Below are 17,735 nucleotides of genomic sequence, written 5' to 3'. Positions count from 1 at the left end.
CACAGCCATCGCAGCTGATGCCGGAGGGGTTAGCAATGACCACCTGCGCTTTATGCCCGGCCACTTCAATGTAGCCATTGAGTTTACTCGGATCGCGGGAATTGACTTCGTTCAGGATAACCTTGGCTTCCCCCCTGACCAGATTCGGGTTACCTGCCACCATCCCGGCCAGATTCGTATTGATGTTCTGGTGACTGTTGTTAAGCACCGCCCCTTTGCTATCCACATCAAACTGGCTGTAAGTGTTACGGGAAACACCGGCGGCGCTGGGGGCCTGAATATCGACCTGCGGGATCCCACTGGCAGTGTTAAGCACCTGCGGCTGCTGGTTGCCTGGCGCACTTTTATCCGCAACGATCCCCGCCACGGCGGGCGTGATTTGCGCCAGGGAGAGCAAAATGCCAAATGTCAGTGGCGTCAGCGTTGCCGTAAACGCGGCGCCAGGTTTGCTGTCAGCACCTGATGACGGTGAAACGCCTGCGCGGTGAGAACGGGTGATGTCCGCGACGACCATTAACATTCCACGGGCTTTGTTAAACACGATACGATAGAAAAGCTTATTCATTGCCGTTACTCACCCTTAGTGCCTGCCGGAAGCGGATGTGCCTCACGCCAGACCGCCATTTCAAGCCGTGATATGTTCTGTCCCTGAAACCTTTTGACGCGCATCCCTCTGTCCGCACCGTGATGCCATAATGAGCGGAAACAGCTATCCGGAAACAGTTCGTTCAGTACCAGTTGCGCCATCTGCCGGGTATCTCCGAAGGGCGCAATCCAGTCGATGACCCACATCCGGTCACCACTGCGCCAGCCTGATTCAGGTAACAGCAGGCGATGCGCCATCAGATAATGTTGTTCAGCCTCTTCATTGAACCAGGCCCAGCTCATAAAGAACGCAGGTTTATCGTCCTTAAACGCCAGCACGTACTGGCGTTCTTTAATCACCGGCAGCAGTGATGTTGGTAGTGTTTCCAACGGTGCGCCTTTATGGCGCGCGGAGTGCATCCACAGCCAGATGCTGGCGCCCAACACTTCGGCTTCGTTCACGCTACCGCCCAGCACCAGCGGGCACTGTACGGTGAATCCGTTCCATTCCATTAATAACTCCAGTTCAGGCTGAATCCGGTAGTCACAGGGTCAGTTTTAAAACCATCGGGTTTTGACAGCGGAATGCCGGCAAACAGGTCATAGCTGGCCCGCAGGAACTGGCCACGCAGACCCATCACCCCACCAGCCAGATGTTTACCGACCAGCGTTTCACTGCCGCTGCCACCGACTTCGCCATAATCCGCACCGAGATACAGCTCCTGCGCGGGGACGGGTGTTGTCCAGGCGATATCATTACGCACATACCAGCCGTGGCTGGCGGTCAGGGTGCGCTCGCCGTCGAAGCCGCGCACCGTCCAGCGGTTGCCGATGGAGAACATATCCGGCGAGGTCAGCGGGGTGTTGCTGACCTGACGTTGGTACTGGGTGTTAAAGCGAAAGTTCTGGTTACCCAACGCGAACGGGATATTCAGGTTCGCATTCAGTTGCAGGATTTTGCTGAGCGCGGTGCCATAACCGTAATACTCTTCCGGTGCCGGTTGAGCGCCAAACCAGCGGGTACCGCGCTGATAGCTGGCGCCTGCATCAAGTGTGGCGCTGCCGATGTAGTGACGGTGCTGTAAACCGAGTTTCCAGGCGGCAGTCTGTCGGCGCTGGACTTCAATTTCGGTATCGTTGATATAGTTGCGTTGTTCGCGGGCAATCACGTCTGCGGAAAGGGTGGTTTTCTGACTCCCGCTGCGGTGCAGGATACGGCTCAGCTGAAAATCGATATTCTTGCTGCTGCCGCTGTACTGGTAGTCACCGTTAAGCCCTGCGACGGTCTGCACGTAGTCATAACCACTGGCGGTGATACCCGCCTGCCAGTAACCAAATGGCACCGAGTAATGCCCGGTCAGGCTCTGTGATTTTTTGCCCCCGTTGCCGTCAAGGTTATGAGAGCCGGAAAGATAAAACAGGTCGCTCAGCGACAGCGGGTTATCCAGCGACAGGGTGAGATTGCCCTGATACTCGCCAGTGGATTGTGAGCCGGAGTCATCCAGCGATGCATCCACGCGCCAGATGCGTTCCTGATGACGGGTGATAACGATATCGCTTTCGCCGGGCTTATCACCCGGAACAATCTCCATGCTCGTCTGCACTGTTGGCAGGCGCTGCAAGTTTTCCAGCCCCTGCTCGATATCCCGCAAATCCAGCACGTCACCGCTGTGCGCCGGAAATGCGCTATAGAGGGTGGCGTACTTATCGCTGTTATCCGTCAGACGAACCTGGCGCACATAGCCCGGCATCACGACCAGACGCAGCACGCCGCTGTTTAAATCCTGCTGAGGAGCCAGCACGCGGGTGGTGACATAGCCATGACCAATCAGCGTATTCTGTAACTGCCCCATCAGGATGTTAATCCCTTTGGCGCCGAGACAGTGGCCGAGTGCTTTATTCGCCTGACGCTGCAACGGCAGCCAGTGGGGCAATGCCTGCGTGCCGCTCAGCGCAACCTGAGAAAGCGTAAAACAGGGCTTTTCATCCGGAAAACCAGAGGTTGAAGGCGCGGAGGAGGGTTCCGGAGAAAGGCGGATATCAGGGGCGACAGGGGTCACCTGTTGCTCCTGGGCTTTCTGCCGTTGCTGTTGGTTTAGAAATTGCTGGTTGGTATCGTGTTGAGGCAACGGTGCTGCAAAGACAAACGGGCTCAGGGCCAGAGATGGCAGCACCGGAAATAAACGTTTCATCCGTGATCCGGCTGGTTATTTATAATGATCTTTGTTTATGAAAATAACATCTACTTACATTTTGTCGGGAATTAGAACACATTTAAAAGCAAAACGTAAACACAAGACATCTGTGGTCACAAATTTTAGGAGTATTCTTATTCCATTATTGGTTTTAAGCTAAATACGGTGAGGGTGATCGCGGATACGGAAGGGGAACAGGCGCGCTGTCTTTTATTTGATGGCGCAGCGAGACGGGACAGGGCGCAGTGAGCATGCATGCTTTTTTAGCCGGGCCTTATGCGCCCGGCGTGTTGTACAGGGCTCAGGGAGGCGTGAGCTGCTTGCGGATATGATGTTGCAAAACGGCCAGCATACTGGCGCCGGAAAGCCCTATCATCATCGCGCCGTTGACGGCTTCCAGCGGGCCAAGCAATTTCCATTTCGCGCTCATCACGATGTCGCCATAGCCCAGGGTGGCAAAGTTAACGCCGGAGTGATACACCGCCTCTTTTAGCATCGTGAATTCTCCCAGCCACATAAAGAGCACGCCCCAGAGCAAGATCTGCATCAGGTTGCCAAAAAGAACAATCGTGATAATACCAAACAGCGCCATAACGCCCGCTATCGCGCCTTCTTTATTGTGGAAGCGTTTGATGTAAAAACGTATACACCAGACGGACACCAGCGACTGCAGCAGCATATTGCACAGAATAACCGGCATCCCCATCAGCAATGGCAATAACATAGTATTAATCTCCAGACATAATATCGACAGCGGGTCTGCCGCTGGCGCGCCAGCGCTCAAGCAGCGCGACGCAGGCCCAGCCATAAAGCGCGACCACGATATATAAAGAACAACGCATGGCTGATGCCACCCACACGTCTTTTCCTGACGCGCTATCCTGAATGGCCGGGCCAAACAGGATGAGACAGGTTATCCAGGCATTACTCCAGAATGAGGGGGGAAACCGGGTGGCGGCCAGCCGTATCATCCGGCGGGCGACCCACACGCTGAGCAACCCCAGCCAGAGTGCGAGCATCAGCAGCGATGGCCAGATACTGAGGCCGAACCACAATCCCGCCGCCAGCAGAGCGCCCATCAGCGTAGACAGAACCAGCTCTCGCCCGGCGGTTTTCGCCGACAGCGTGTTAGCCTGCTGCGCCAGCATGACGGTTTTCATGATGGCCGGGATATAAAACGCCGGGTTGCTCAACGCAAGCAGCCATACCGGCATCACAATCAGCACCGCGCGCAGCGCCAGATAGTGCGGTGATTCAGGCAGCGCTGGGGGCGCTTTACCCGCTGTCGCCGCGGCGGGTTGTGGCGGAAACAGCGCCAGCGTCAGACGGTTCACCAGCGTGCCGGTGATAATACCAACGCCCATCATCTGGGCGATACCAATGGCAAGCGACTGCTCAATCAGCCCGGCGATGGGGATAATGGCGATAGCGACAATCAGCAGCATTGACTGAGTGCCTTTCCCCGACAATCCCATCAGCATCAGCCGGTAAAGCAACAGCCCCGTCAGCAGCAGCGCCGGAAGGGGATAATAGGTCAGCAGCGGCACCATCAGCACCCCGCCAATCATCGTTGCCGTCAGCATCAGACCGACGATGACGCCTTTCTTGACAGGCAGGGGTTTGCCCTGACACAGCACTATCCAGGCCATAATACAGCCGAGGTGCGGCATCGGCAGGCCAACACCGTAGCAGACCAGCGCCGCCACGGCGATCCCGCTTCCTATCCTCAGTACCGCACGGTCGGCGTTATGCATAATGCACCTCAATAGATATACGAGAAGAGGCTCATCAGGCGAATATACAGGCTACCGAAGAAGTTCAGCACGCCACTGCCGCTGGCGTAGACGAGAACGTCCGCCTGGCCGCCCACCCGCAGGCTGTCGGGCGGGGGTAAATCCTCTTTAGCGAAAGCGACTTTGACCGGGAAACGCTGGGCCTGACGCAGCCAGTCGCGGTTATTATCGATGGTGGGCAGCGCGCCCGCCGCCTGAGGGGAGGAGGTATTGACGCCGTAGCCGATGCTGCGGACCTCCCCTTTAAAGACGTGGCCGGGCATGCTGTCGAGCAGAATCGCGACTTCATCGCCCGGCTTCATGTGGCCGAGGTTGTTCTCCGTCATGTCGGCGCTGATCCAGACATCATTGATTGCCACCAGCGTCATGACCGGCGCGCCAGCGCCGACGAATTCACCAATGTCCGTACGCAGGTCGGTCACCAGGCCGCGGTTGCTGGCGACGATAAGGGTATTTTTTCGGTCCAGCTCCGCTTTGCTGACCGCCGCGCGGGCGCTCAGCAACTGTGAGTTTTTGTCACCCGAGATACCGGCAGCCTCGGTTGCCTTTCGGACATCGGCGGCAGCGGCGGCCATCTGGCTGCGGGCGGTTTCTCGGGTCGCCTGGGCGATTTCGAGACGGCGCACGGAGATCGTGCCGGGATCTTCGCGATATAACCGCTCCTGACGCTCAGCATCTTTAGCGGCGTTTTCGTAGGCGGCAACGGCGGCCTGATAGCCTGCTTTCGCGGCGGCAATCCCTTCGGTATTGGCTTTCACTGAGCTCAGCACGGTGTCGTAATCTGAACGCGCGCGCGCCAGCGAAATATCGTACGGCTCAGGATCAAGCGCAAATAACGGATCGCCAACGGCAACCTGCTGGTTATCGCGGACGTACACTTTCTGGATCTGCCCGGTGACCTCGGCGGCGACGGGCACCACGAAGGCCTGGACTCTGGCCTGCGAGGTATAGGGGGTGAACCGGTCAGACACCAGATACCAGCAGAGCAGAATAACGATCAGGACAAGAATGCCTGTCACTCCACGACGGCTGGCCTGGCCGGCCGGGGATGAGGGTGAGGTCATGGCGAGTTACCTTCTTTGGTCTCGGTGGCTGAGGGCATTGGGGCATCAAGAAGCGGAATCCAGTTATCCCGCTGGCGCAGGTGCGACTCGGTTTCACTGTCGACCAGCGGACGCTGGCGTCCTTTCTCCCAACCGCCGCCTAGCGCTTTATACAGGGTGATCAGGTCGCGCATCATCGCGCCGCGGCTGTTCACCAGACGCTCCTGCTGGTTAAACAAGGCACGCTGCGAATCCAGCACGCGCTGGAAATCCGCCATCCCTTCACGATACTGCGTGTTGGCAATCTCCAGCGAGCGGGTCGCCGCTTTGCCGGTTTCGATAAGCAGCGTAATTTCGTCTTTATCGTTGGCGTAGGCGATGGCGGCATCGTCGACTTCGCGTGCGGCCTGGAAAACAGTGTCGCGGTACCGTTCGTGCAGTTGCAGGAAACGGGCATCCTGCACCAGCACCTGGTTGCCGAGGCGGCCCTGATCCAGCAGGTTCCAGCTAAACGTCGGGCCTGCGACCCACGAAAGCGTACTGCTGCTGCCGGTGCGGGCGCTGATCCCGACGCTGCCGATAAGCGAAATCGACGGATAGAGCTCGCTTTCCGCGACACCTATCAGCGCTGACTGCGCCGCCAGTTGCCGCTCGGCCGTTCTGACGTCAGGACGGCGGCGCATCAGGTCGGCCGGCAGTTCGGACACCAGCGATAAATCGCCTTGTGGGATCACCCCGGTATTGTTTGCCATCTCCGGCAGCGGCCCCGGCTTTCTGGCCAGCAGCACGCTCAGCGCGTTTTGGCTCTGACGCAGACTGGTTTCCAATTGCGGGATGCTAGAGAGGGTCGACAGGTACTGGGTTTTCGCCTGCTGAACGTCCAGTTCGGCGCTGTTGCCGCTCAGGAATAAACGTTCGGTGATTTGCAGGCTGCGTTTTTGAATGTTGGCGTTGTTGCGGGTAATGTCCAGCCGGGCTTCCAGCGTGCGGATATTGACGTACAGTTGCGCGACCTGAGCGGCCATCAGCACCTGAATATCGTCGTATTGCGCAAGCGTGGCGAAATAGAGCGCATCGGCGGATTCAACGCCGCGCTGGAATTTGCCCCAGAAATCAATTTCCCAGCCCAGATTGAAACCTGCGCTATAGCTGGTCGCCGTGCTGGAGTGGTGATCGCGCACCTGGCCCGTACGGACCACCTCACCGCTGCCGATGGTGGCCTGCGGCCCCAACAGGCTTTCCGCAATGCCTAACTGGGCGCGTGATTCGAGCAGGCGCAGTCCGGCAATCTTAACGTCAGGGTTTTTACGCAGCGCTTCGTTGACGAGCGCGGTGAGGGTGGGATCGTTGAGCTGCGTCCACCACTGGTCGTAGGACGCCTGAGCCGCGTGCGGAGCTACCCCTTTCGTTGCTGGCTGCCACTGCGTCAGTTCCGGGGTTTTCGGTGGGGTGTAGTCCGGCCCCAGTTTTGTGCAGGCGGTCAGAACCAGGCAGGCGCCCCCGGTTAACAGGAGGCGCCCAAGACGACCGTCATTTAACATCGTTTCCGCTCGATGCGTTAGCCAGGCCCTCGTTGACCCAGGCCATAAAGATGCGATAACCGATGGAAAGCAGCGTTGCGCCGATGAACATGCCGAGAATACCGCTGGCAGCCATACCGCCCAGCGCGCCCAGCAGCACAACCGGCATTGGCGCATCAACGCCGCGGCCGAGCAACAGCGGTTTGAGCACGTTATCGGCCATACCGGCGATAAGCAGCAGTACGGTGTAGATAATGTTCAGGCCGGTGCCGTGATCGCCCATGCTCCACATGATGGCGATTGCCGGCGCCGTCACCAGAATCACCGGGATCTGCGCGATCCCCAGAATCAGCGCCAGAATAAAGAAGATGCCGACGGCAGGAATTCCGGCCACCGCCATAACCACCCCCGCCAACAGCGCCTGGATCAGCGCCACGCCGATAACCCCTTGTGCCACCGCACGGATGGTGCTGGTGCACAGTTTCGTCAGGGCAAGGCCTTTATTCTCATCCGTAATGCGCATGGCGATGCGTCTGGTGCTGTTAGCGCCTGCGGCGCCCCAGGCCATCATAATGCCCGCGACGATAAAGGAGGCGACAAAGCCCAGCAGTCCGCCGCCCATGCTGGCCAGAATGCTCAGCACCTGTTTCGCGATATCACCCAACTGAGAGCGGTAGGTGCTAATCAGCCCGGGTAAATCCACGGATGCCTTGAGCCACAGCCCGTGCAGTTTACCGCCGATAACCGGAATAGAGGCGATGCTCTCGGAAGGTGGGGGGATCACCAGGCTACCGCTGCTCATCTTGTCGATAAGGCCGCTAACGCTTTCTCCCAGAGAGCTCACCATCGCGACTGTCGGCGCGACGATTAACAGAATACCAAGCAGGACCAGCAGCGTGGATGCCCGGCCCTGTTTTCCACCCAGGCGAGCCGCGAAATACTGGTGGAGCGGGTACAGCGTTACCGCCAGAATAATCGCCCACAGCATCATATTCAGAAAGGGGGAGAATACCGTATAACAGAAAGAGGCTAATGCCAGGATAAGTCCAAACTTGATGAACATATCCATAAACCTGGCAACAAGTCTTTTTTCAACAATGAGCAGATTATTATTTTCCATGATCGTTTGTTCCAGTTGATATGCATACCCAACCGCCTGGGCCTGGCGCAAAAAGCAGGCCAGTATAGAAACGTACTCGTTTTAGTAAATGCTGGAAGTTATTTAAAAATGGCTCTCATTTATGTTGAATTTTATCCGTTTTATTAGTGTAGAACAGAAAGCCCGTGGGAATAAGCAAATATTAAGCGGTAATTATTCAGGTTTGCTAAAAGAGATTGTTAGCCTGCAATACAATGCGTGATCGCATTGATAAATAAAGATTTTGAGAAATACAGCCTGAATGCATAACGCTTCAGGCCATTATCTTCACTTTTTGTCCCGGTGAACAGGGCGGGAGGCGCGGTTAATCCAGCGTGAAGGGATCTGCATCCTGCCAGGCCGGGAACTTCTCGCGATACTCTTTTAACGCCGTGAGCGACAGTTCGGCATCAATACGCGTGGCCTGATGCGGGTCTGCGGTGGCGATGACCTCTCCTTGCGGGCTCACGACGCGGCTGTCGCCGCGATAGTGGTGGCCGTTGCCGTCGGTGCCGACGCGGTTACAGCCCACCACATAGGCGAGGTTCTCAATCGCCCGGGCGACCAGCAGCGCCTGCCAGTGCAGCGAGCGTGGCGCAGGCCAGTTCGCGACATACAGCGCCAGATCGTAATCGCCACGGTTGCGCGACCATACCGGGAAACGCAGGTCGTAACACACCAGCGGCAGAATACGCCAGCCTCGCCATTCAAAGACCACGCGCTCATTGCCCGCTTCGTAGTGATGATGCTCACCGGCCATCCGGAACAAATGGCGCTTATCATAACGATGAATCCGGCCTTCAGGCTCGACCAGCAGAAAACGGTTTACGGGGCCTCTTTCCGTTTGCAGAGCGGCGCTCCCGGCGATAAGGGCATTGCTTTGCCGCGCTTTGTTCTGCATCCACGCGACCACGTCATTTTCAGGAAGCGACTGCGTCGCGGCCTCCATGGCGAAACCCGTGGTAAACATTTCCGGTAAGACGATGATGTCTCGTCCCTGTATCCCTTCCAGTTGACGATCGAAATGGCGCAGGTTGGCAGGTCCATCCATCCACACAAGAGGTTGCTGCAGCAGAGTTATTTTTAAACCAGGCACAATTGAGACTCCCATTTTACGGCGTCTTTTCACTGTAGCATGAGCGGTGGCGGGGTTGGGGGAAAAAAGCGGTCATGGTGACCGCTTGATACAGATTATAACGTTCTGATCGTGGCTTTTAACGCGGGTAGCCGCGCGGCGCTGGCGCTGAGCTTGTCAATGCCCAGGCGCAGCAGGAGTGCGGTTTGTGTGACATCGCCCGCCATTTCGCCACACATGCTGACCGGAATCCCGTAGGTGCGTCCGGCTTCGCAAACGCGGGCGATAGCGCTAACGACCGCCTCGTTGCGATAATCGACCAGTTCCGCCACCGCGCTGTTGCCGCGATCGGCCGCCATGATGTATTGCGTCAGATCGTTGGTGCCTATCGAGAAAAAATCCACCTGTTGCGCCAGCGCATCCGCAATCATCACGGCAGCCGGCACTTCTATCATGATACCGAGCGCCGGGAGGCTTTCCTGAGGAATACTCAGCAATTGCGCCTGCTGCTGTACCAGCGTCTGCACGGCAGTCACTTCGTCCTGCGTTGATATCATCGGCAGCATAATTTGCAGATTGGGATGCAAGGCGCCTGCCCGCAGCAATGCGCGTAATTGCGGAATAAAAATGTGCGGCGAGGCCAGGCAAAGGCGGATGCCACGCAGGCCGAGAAAAGGATTGTCCTCCTTCGCAAGCACAAGGGCGGCTAACGGCTTGTCTCCGCCGATATCCAGCGTGCGGATGGTGACCGGGTTATCGCCAAACGCTCGGGCGATATCACAGTAAACCTGGAACTGCTCCTCCTCGCCGGGCAGTTCGGCGGCGGCGTGGAATAAGAACTCGGTACGGAATAACCCCACGCCTTCCGCGCCCTGCGTCAGCGCGGCATCGACATCTTCCGGGCCGCCGATGTTTGCCAGTACATTAATGCGTTGACCCTGCTGAGTCATCGCCGGCTGCGCGGCGCTAGCAAGCGCGTTTGCTTTGGATTGCCGCCATTCGTCGTGGCGCTGGGTAAGGCTCAGGCGAGTAATGTCATCCGGATCAAACCAGAGCTGTCCTTTGCCGCCATCGAGAATCACATCCGTACCCTCAGGGATGAGCGTGCTGGCGATCGCGGCTTTGACCACCGCCGGGATCCCCATCGCTCTGGCGAGAATCGCGCTATGCGAAGTGGCGCCGCCGTTGCGCAGACAAATACCCAGGATATGGTCCTTATCCAGATTCGCCACCTGAGAGGGAAGAAGATCGTCCGCCAGCAATATGCAGGGTTCATGAGTGACAAATGCCCCCTCGCTGACGCCGCAAAGCTGAAGAAGCACCTGGCGGGCAAGATCGTGCACGTCGGCTTCTCGCTCGCGGAAATAAGGACTGCTTGCATGGCGATACTGGCTTGCTACCGCCTGCATCACGTTCATCCACGCGGTTTCGGCTTGCTCACCTTTCCCCAGTTCCTGTAGTGCCTGCAGGCGAATCTCCGGGTCGTCTAACATTGCCTGGTGCGCGGCAAAAATGTCGCCTTCAGGGCCGAGCGCTTTTTGTTTTAGCGCGTGGAGTACGGCGCAAATCGCTGAGTCTATTTTGGCCATTTCCTCCTCAGGGCTCGCCGGGATACGGCGCGGGAACTCGGGCAGTTCGCAGGAGAACCACTTCGCGCAGCCGATGGCTATCCCTTCGTTTACCGGCAGGCCGGATACCGCGCCATCGACGGTGACGCCCGGGTCCGGCGGCGTCTCGCGCTCAACATTTTCCAGCGCATGAGATTCGCCAAAATGGCTTTCCGCCAGCGCAGTCATCAGCTGGGATGCCTGGTCGGCATCAGCGCCTGAAATCTGAAACAGGATCTCGTCGCCACAGCGAATACCGAGCATAGCAAGTCCGTTAAGGCTACGGGCGCTGGCTCGTTTATCGCCGTTGAACACGGTAATCTCTGCATTACAGCGGGCGGCGGTTGCAACAATTTTTGCCGCCGGGCGCGCGTGAATGCCGTGGGGATTACGCACCGTCCAGCGCAGGGTGTGCGCTTGTCCTGAGGGGGCCAGGTTTTCCTCTGGCGCGGCGCCAACAGCCTCCGCGTCACAGGGGAGAAGGTGTTGCCGCTTGGCTTCAAGGGCGCCAGCGGCTTCGGCGATAATGGCTGACGTCGGGAGCGCTGCCGCTGCACAGACGACGGCGGACAGCACTCCTTCTACAATGGGGGCTGCCATCAGGTGTACAGCGGCTCTCTGTTCTTCCGACAGCAGTTCCAGCGCCATTTCCGTGCTGAGTAGCGCGCTGCCCATATCCATGAATACCAGCACGCCAGCAGGCGACCAGACGGATTCAATGGCTGACAGGATGGCGATAGCGTCGGTGCCGATCGGGTTTTGCGGATCGTCAATGCCTGCGGCAACGGCCAGCGGAACGTTGCCGCCGGACATTTGCAGCGCCAACTCTTCGATCCCCTGCGCCAGGCGCAGGCTATGAGAAACAATGACAATGGCGGTCATAATTATTCCGTGAATCCTTCCTGCATGGCTTTGATCATCAACCAGGAGGATGTTGCCCCCGGGTCCTGGTGTCCGACGCTACGCGCGCCGAGGTAGCTGGCGCGGCCTTTTTTGGCCTGCATGTTGATGGTGTTATTCACCGCCGTCACCGCGTCCTGCTCCATGACGCGCAGCAGTTCGCTTTCCGACATCCCCGCCTGAAGATTTATTTTTGCGGCGTGGAGTACCGGGACCCATACATCGCAGAGCGTTTTGTCGCCTTGTTCGGCTTTACCGCGGGCGATAACGCCGGAAATACCTTCTTGCAGGCAGTCGAGCCACTCCTCAATACTTAACTCAGTGCGGACCCCAATCGCGGCGGAGGTACGGATAAACAGCGTACCGTACAACGGGCCGCTTGCGCCGCCGACGCTGGAAAGTAGCTTCATCCCTGCATTTTTCAGGATATTGCCAATATGCTGGCGCTCTATCTCCGGGAGGATCGTTTTCACGGCGGCAAAGCCGCGGTTCATGTTCAGTCCGTGATCGGCATCGCCGATATCCCTGTCGAGGTTGGTTAAGAAATCCTGCTGTTCGGCCATGTACACTGCACAATGTTCCAGCCAGGCAATAATATGTTTATTATGGATTTTCATGTGGTTACCTTCTTAGCATCCCCAGCGAAGCGCGGGTGTGTTGACCGGTGCATCCCACAGTTGTAACAACGTGGGGGTGCATTTCAGCAGGCTAACGGAAAAACCTGCCATATCCAGTGATGTGCAGTAGTTGCCGACCAGATGACGAACAATGTTGATTCCGCGTTGTTGTGCGGCATGCGTCACCGCTCTGGCCACGCCATAAAGCTCCGACTCTGGTGTGCCGCCGAGACCATTGATAAGCACTATATACTCACCGTGGTTATCAAACTGTGTATTCGTCGAGGTGGTTTCAACCCATCCGCCAGTATGGCGATCCCAGTGGCGTAACGTTCTGAGCCATGGGGTGTCATCCATCAACTGCGCCATGACGCTGTCAACCAGGGTATCGACATCCTGCAGGCTGCGTCTTTCAATGCCGGGTTCACCGTGAATGCCCACGCCAAACTCAATTTCGTTATCCGCGAGTTCAAAGGAGGGTTTACCTGCCGCAGGGACGGTACAGGCGGCAAGCGCGACGCCGAACGAGCGTGTGGCGTTGTTGACCTCGCGGCCCAGCGTTTCGCAGGCCTCAAGGTTGTATCCCTGCAATGCGGCGGCGCCAACGATTTTCTCTACAAAGAGGGTGCCAGCGACGCCACGGCGCCCGGCGGTATACAGGCTGTCTTTGACGGCGACATCATCATCAATGATCACGGTGCCGACGTTGATGCCTTCCTCATGAAGCATCTCCACGGCGGTTTCAAAGTTAAGAATATCCCCGGTGTAGTTTTTGATGAAAAACAGTACCCCTGCGCCGTTATCGACCTTTCGGGCGCATTCGATCATTTGATCGGGGGTGGGGGAGGTAAAGACTTCGCCCGGACAGGCGCCGGTCAGCATGCCGGTGCCGATAAACCCGGCGTGCAGAGGTTCATGACCCGAACCGCCTCCTGAGACCAGAGCCACGGCGTTTTCATGTTGCGGGTGCCAGATAAAGCGGGGGTCATAATTTACCTGCAGGTGCGGCCAACAGGCGGCCAGTCCCTCCATTTGTTCTGTGACAACGGTATCAATCTGATTAATTAACTTTTTCATACTCATTCTTGTCCTGATAACGTGGATAGACAGCTAATTTTCTGATGATGAGACTAATTTCCCGTAAGGGATAAAACAAACCCCAGGTGAATTTGGTTCATAATGAAACGGCTTCTTTTGGGGACTGTTTCATTATGAAATGCCTTCCGTGTATTAAAATAGTTATTGTGATTCAAACGAGATAAATAGTATTTAAGACGCTTCTGAAGGTGTTGTTTTTACAGCGCGATCATAAAAGCAGATTCCTCCTTAATTAAATCCTTGCCGCCACACAGCCCGTAGAGATACGTTGATAATGAATTGCAATCAGCTATTTTGATGTGGAGAACGATATGTCCAGTAACTGGAGAAAGTGGATAACCCTGGCGCTTTGTGGGATTGCGGGTAGCGCAATATATAAATTACCGTATTTACGGGAAACTTATTATGACGCAATGCAGCAGGCTACCGGGGCGACAAATGCGGAACTCGGTTTTTTAATGACAGCCTATGGATTGGTTAATTTCTTATTATATTTGCCGGGCGGTTGGGCTGCTGACCGTTTTTCAGCACGTAAGCTAATGACGTTTTCTCTTATTTCCACGGGAATCAGCGGTTTTTATTACGCGACATTTCCGTCTTACACCATGATAGTTCTTTTACACGCATTATGGGCTGTCACAACGGTATTTACTTTCTGGGCGGTATGCGTACGTATTATTCGTACGCTGGGTTCCAGTGAGCAGCAAGGGCGGTTGTACGGGTATTGGTTCCTCGGTAAAGGATTGACCTCCATTGTGCTGGGTTTTCTTTCCGTGCCGTTATTTGCGAAGTTCGGCGAAGGCGTTGAGGGATTAAGAGCGACCATTATTTTCTACTCTGTGGTGACGATTCTTGCGGGGGTCATGGCATGGTTCGTCTGTGAAGACGAAACGCACAATGAAGATAAAGGTAATTTCCGTCTTGCTGATATGGCGGTCGTGCTGAAAATGCCAACCGTCTGGCTGGCCGGTATTGTGACCTTCAGCATGTGGTCTATCTACATCGGTTTTGGCATGGTAACGCCTTATTTGACGCAGGTGCTGCATATGGGCGAATCGGAAGTGGCGGTCGCCAGTATTATTCGCGCCTATGTGCTGTTTGCGATGGGAGGATTAATTGGCGGTCAACTCGCCGATCGCTGTGCGTCACGCACCCGTTTTATGATCTACGCCTTTATCGGGATGATTATTTTCACCACCGTTTATTGCTTCCTGCCTGGAGATGCCCGTTACGTCACGATAGCGCTTGCCAACATGGTCGCGCTGGGTGTGTTCATTTACTCCGCTAATGCCGTGTTCTTCTCCATCATCGATGAGGTCAGGATCCCTGCCAAAGTCACCGGTACTGCGGCGGGATTGATCTCGTTGCTCACTTACTTCCCGGAAATCTACTGCTACACGATGGTGGGCAACATGGTCGATCGCAAACCGGGTATTGCGGGTTATCAGGACGTGTTCATGTTCATGCTGGGCTGCGCCTTTGTAGGACTTATCGCTGCGCTGGTGTTGCAGCATGTAAACCGTAAAAACCGGGTCAATGCAAAAACGACGACGGCGCAACCCGCTGACGTTAACTGCGCATCCTGAACACAAACGACAGGGGAAGTAATGATGGAAATGATTCATGAATGCGCGCGCCAGACGCCGGTGATTGCCCAAACAGACGTTCTGGTGATTGGCGGTGGCCCGGCGGGACTGACGGCCGCGATTGCTGCTGGCCGCTTAGGCGCTAAGACCATGATTGTTGAGCGCTTTGGCTCTTTGGGCGGCGTGATGACCCAGGTCGGTGTGGAGAGCTTTGCCTGGTATCGCCATCCGGGTACTGAAGATTGTGAAGGGATTTGTCGTGAATACGAACATCGTGCCCGGGCACTCGGATTTACCCGTCCGGAACCGCAATCGATCAGTGAAGTGATTGACACTGAAGGGTTTAAAGTCGTTGCCGATCAGATGATTGTGGAAGCTGGCGTCGAGCCGCTGTACCACTCCTGGGGGGTGGACGTTATCAAAGACGGCGACACCCTGTGCGGGGTCATCGTGGAGAACAAATCCGGGCGCGGCGCGATTCTCGCAAAACGCATCGTTGACTGTACCGGTGACGCGGATGTGGCCGCGCGCGCAGGAGCGCCATGGACCAAGCGCAGCAAAGATAAGCTGATGGGCGTGACCGTGATGTTTAACTGCGCTGGCGTGGATGTTGCGCGTTTCAACCGCTTTGTGCAGGAAGAATTACAGCCGACCTACGCCGACTGGGGGAAGAACTGGACTATCCAGACTACCGGTAAGGAAGACCGGATGTTCAGTCCCTATATGGAGGATATTTTCACCCGTGCGCAGGAAGAGGGCGTTATTCCTGGCGATGCGCAGGCGATTGCCGGCACCTGGTCTACGTTCTCTGAAACCGGTGAAGCGTTCCAGTTGAACATGGTTTACGCCTTTGGCTACGACTGCACCGACGTTTTCGACTTAACGAAAGCCGAGATTGCCGGTCGTCAGCAGGCGTTATGGGCGATTGATGCGCTGCGCCATTATGTTCCGGGGTTCGAAAATGCACGGCTGCGCAATTTTGGCGCAACGCTGGGGACGCGTGAATCCCGACTCATTGACGGTGAAGTTCGCATTGCGGATGAGTATGTGCTCAATCAGGGGCGCTGCGCGGATAGCGTCGGCATTTTCCCAGAGTTTATCGATGGTTCCGGCTATCTGATTTTGCCGACGACAGGCCGTTTCTTCCAGATCCCCTACGGATGCCTGATACCGAAAGGGATTGAAAACCTGCTGGTGGCCGGTCGCTGTATCTCGGCGGGGGTGGTGGCTCACACCTCGATGCGCAACATGATGTGTTGTGCGGTAACCGGGGAAGCTGCGGGCACGGCGGCTGCCGTCTCGCTGCGCCAGAACCGCGACGTTCGGCATGTTGATATCCCTCAATTGCAGAGTACGTTGCAGGCCCAGGGTGTTCGTCTGGCCTAGCAACAATAACAGGGCGCCAGGCGGCGCCCTGTGTTCATAGAGGAGGGCGGTATGAAGGACGATGAGCTGGAACATTTGCGAGCGAATTACTGGGGAACCACGTTTCTCTGCGGCGCCTTTCTGGGGATCTTTCTTTTCATGCTGCGCCAACAGCAAAGTGGATTGATGTTGTTCTGTATGGGGGCGCTGGCGTTGCTGTGCGCGTTTTTTTCTCTGCGCCTTTCCCGGCAGTTGCGAAAACTGAAACGAGAACAGCGCAACGTTAACGTCCGCTGAACCGGATTGTTCAGGAGATACGAATGTTATTGCTGAAAAAGCGTTTTGCCCTCATCGAGGCGAGCGTATTCATTCCGGCGGTGGTGTTTATCTGTGCTGTGATTGTCAGTCTGACGATATATCCTCAGGAGACCAGTCATTACATTAATCAGATGCACCATTATCTGACCTGGGAAATGGGCGGTTTTTTTCTGGTAATGACGTTTCTGGTGATTTTGAGCTGTGGGTGGCTTGCCTGTTCACGCTACGGGACAATTCTGCTGGGAACGCCCGGAGATAAACCCGATTTTAGTTTTCTCACCTGGCTTGGTCTTATTTTTACCTCAGGCACCGGCGGCAGCCTGCTCTATCTGGCGTCGGTGGAGTGGATCTGGATTATCCAGCAGCCGCCGTTTGGTGCGGCGCCCGGGAGTGTTCAGGCCGCTCGCTGGGCGTCGGCGTACGGTATGTTTCACTGGGGACCATCGGCCTGGGCATGGTATCTGATCTGCGCCGTGCCGATCGGCTGGTTTATGCACGTGAAAAAAACGACATCATTAAAAATTAGTGATTTATGTCGGGGATGGCTGGGCAACCGGGTAGATGGCGTGTGCGGGCATTTGCTCAATTTCTTCTATATGTTTGGCCTGCTTGGCGGCGCGGTGACGTCGCTGGCGCTCGGTACGCCAATGATATCCGCGGTTTTTTGCCGCGTTTTCAATCTTGACCCTGAAGGGCGCGCCATCAACATCTTCGTGATATTTATCTGGACGCTGGTCCCGCTACTGATTTTATTCTTCGGCCTTAAAAACGGCGTTGCCCGCGCAAGCAACTGGAACATCCGCGCCGATATTCTGATGCTGCTTGCGATTCTTATCTGCGGCCCCACCGCCTTTATCCTTAACCAGTCTATTGATGGCTTAGGGCTGATGCTACA

16 protein-coding genes are annotated in these 17,735 nt (G+C 56.3%); 4 read left to right on the top strand and 12 right to left on the bottom strand.

The genetic code is table 11. The features are described 5' to 3' along the window. The 12 genes from JO226_RS06815 to dhaK form a co-directional block, all read right to left on the bottom strand. On the bottom strand, nucleotides 1–565 hold a 565-nt coding region (locus JO226_RS06815), incomplete at its 3' end, for a filamentous hemagglutinin N-terminal domain-containing protein (RefSeq protein WP_293535902.1). 5 nt (nucleotides 566–570) lie between these two features. After that, nucleotides 571–1,098, bottom strand: coding sequence for a toxin-activating lysine-acyltransferase (locus JO226_RS06810; RefSeq protein WP_293535900.1), 528 nt, complete (start codon nucleotides 1,096–1,098; stop codon nucleotides 571–573). Continuing rightward, the gene (locus JO226_RS06805) at nucleotides 1,098–2,777 is read right to left on the bottom strand and encodes a ShlB/FhaC/HecB family hemolysin secretion/activation protein (protein ID WP_293535898.1); all 1,680 of its coding nucleotides are present in this window, start codon (nucleotides 2,775–2,777) and stop codon (nucleotides 1,098–1,100) included. The genes JO226_RS06810 and JO226_RS06805 overlap by 1 nt, the downstream gene beginning before the upstream one ends. A 304-nt stretch (nucleotides 2,778–3,081) precedes the next feature. Further along, entirely contained in the window at nucleotides 3,082–3,504 is a 423-nt protein-coding gene (locus JO226_RS06800; protein WP_293535896.1) for an ion channel, read from the bottom strand. Nucleotides 3,505–3,508: 4 nt separating this feature from the next. Next, nucleotides 3,509–4,534, bottom strand: a complete 1,026-nt coding sequence (locus JO226_RS06795) for a DUF2955 domain-containing protein (RefSeq protein ID WP_293535894.1) — start codon at nucleotides 4,532–4,534, stop codon at nucleotides 3,509–3,511. 8 nt (nucleotides 4,535–4,542) lie between these two features. Beyond that, on the bottom strand, nucleotides 4,543–5,637 hold the full coding sequence (locus JO226_RS06790) for an HlyD family secretion protein (RefSeq protein WP_293535892.1): 1,095 nt from the start codon (nucleotides 5,635–5,637) through the stop codon (nucleotides 4,543–4,545). Next, nucleotides 5,634–7,157 carry an efflux transporter outer membrane subunit gene (locus JO226_RS06785; RefSeq protein WP_293535890.1) on the bottom strand — a complete coding sequence of 508 codons (1,524 nt, stop codon included), beginning with the start codon at nucleotides 7,155–7,157 and terminating at the stop codon, nucleotides 5,634–5,636. The genes JO226_RS06790 and JO226_RS06785 overlap by 4 nt, the downstream gene beginning before the upstream one ends. Beyond that, complete coding sequence (locus tag JO226_RS06780; protein ID WP_293535888.1) at nucleotides 7,147–8,256, bottom strand: AI-2E family transporter; 1,110 nt, start codon at nucleotides 8,254–8,256, stop codon at nucleotides 7,147–7,149. Before JO226_RS06780 ends, JO226_RS06785 begins: the two co-directional genes overlap by 11 nt. Before the next feature lie 343 nt (nucleotides 8,257–8,599). Beyond that, nucleotides 8,600–9,370, bottom strand: a complete 771-nt coding sequence (locus JO226_RS06775; RefSeq protein ID WP_293535886.1) for an amidohydrolase — start codon at nucleotides 9,368–9,370, stop codon at nucleotides 8,600–8,602. A gap of 95 nt (nucleotides 9,371–9,465) precedes the next feature. Then, entirely contained in the window at nucleotides 9,466–11,838 is a 2,373-nt protein-coding gene (ptsP, locus tag JO226_RS06770; RefSeq protein ID WP_293535884.1) for a phosphoenolpyruvate--protein phosphotransferase, read from the bottom strand. A gap of 2 nt (nucleotides 11,839–11,840) precedes the next feature. Next, complete coding sequence (gene dhaL / locus JO226_RS06765) at nucleotides 11,841–12,473, bottom strand: dihydroxyacetone kinase subunit DhaL (protein ID WP_293535882.1); 633 nt, start codon at nucleotides 12,471–12,473, stop codon at nucleotides 11,841–11,843. Nucleotides 12,474–12,485: 12 nt separating this feature from the next. Next, on the bottom strand, nucleotides 12,486–13,550 hold the full coding sequence (dhaK, locus tag JO226_RS06760; protein ID WP_293535880.1) for a dihydroxyacetone kinase subunit DhaK: 1,065 nt from the start codon (nucleotides 13,548–13,550) through the stop codon (nucleotides 12,486–12,488). A 332-nt stretch (nucleotides 13,551–13,882) separates the two neighbouring features. Here dhaK and JO226_RS06755 point away from each other — a divergent pair, with 332 nt between their 5' ends. From JO226_RS06755 to JO226_RS06740, 4 genes are all read left to right on the top strand, one after another. Further along, nucleotides 13,883–15,157 (top strand): MFS transporter, encoded by a 1,275-nt coding sequence (locus JO226_RS06755; protein WP_367273521.1) that lies wholly within the window; start codon nucleotides 13,883–13,885, stop codon nucleotides 15,155–15,157. A gap of 21 nt (nucleotides 15,158–15,178) precedes the next feature. After that, a complete protein-coding gene (locus JO226_RS06750; RefSeq protein WP_293535878.1) occupies nucleotides 15,179–16,543 on the top strand; it encodes an FAD-dependent oxidoreductase in 1,365 nt (454 codons plus the stop codon). 51 nt (nucleotides 16,544–16,594) lie between these two features. Next, entirely contained in the window at nucleotides 16,595–16,819 is a 225-nt protein-coding gene (locus JO226_RS06745) for a hypothetical protein (RefSeq protein WP_293535876.1), read from the top strand. A 23-nt stretch (nucleotides 16,820–16,842) separates the two neighbouring features. Next, nucleotides 16,843–17,735: BCCT family transporter (locus JO226_RS06740; RefSeq protein ID WP_293535874.1), on the top strand; the 893-nt coding region annotated here is incomplete at its 3' end.

Origin of the sequence: Pluralibacter sp. (assembly GCF_019237635.1) — a bacterium.
In the GTDB taxonomy this organism is placed as follows: Bacteria; Pseudomonadota; Gammaproteobacteria; order Enterobacterales; family Enterobacteriaceae; genus Enterobacter_B.
This window is presented reverse-complemented; position numbering and strand designations above follow the sequence as displayed.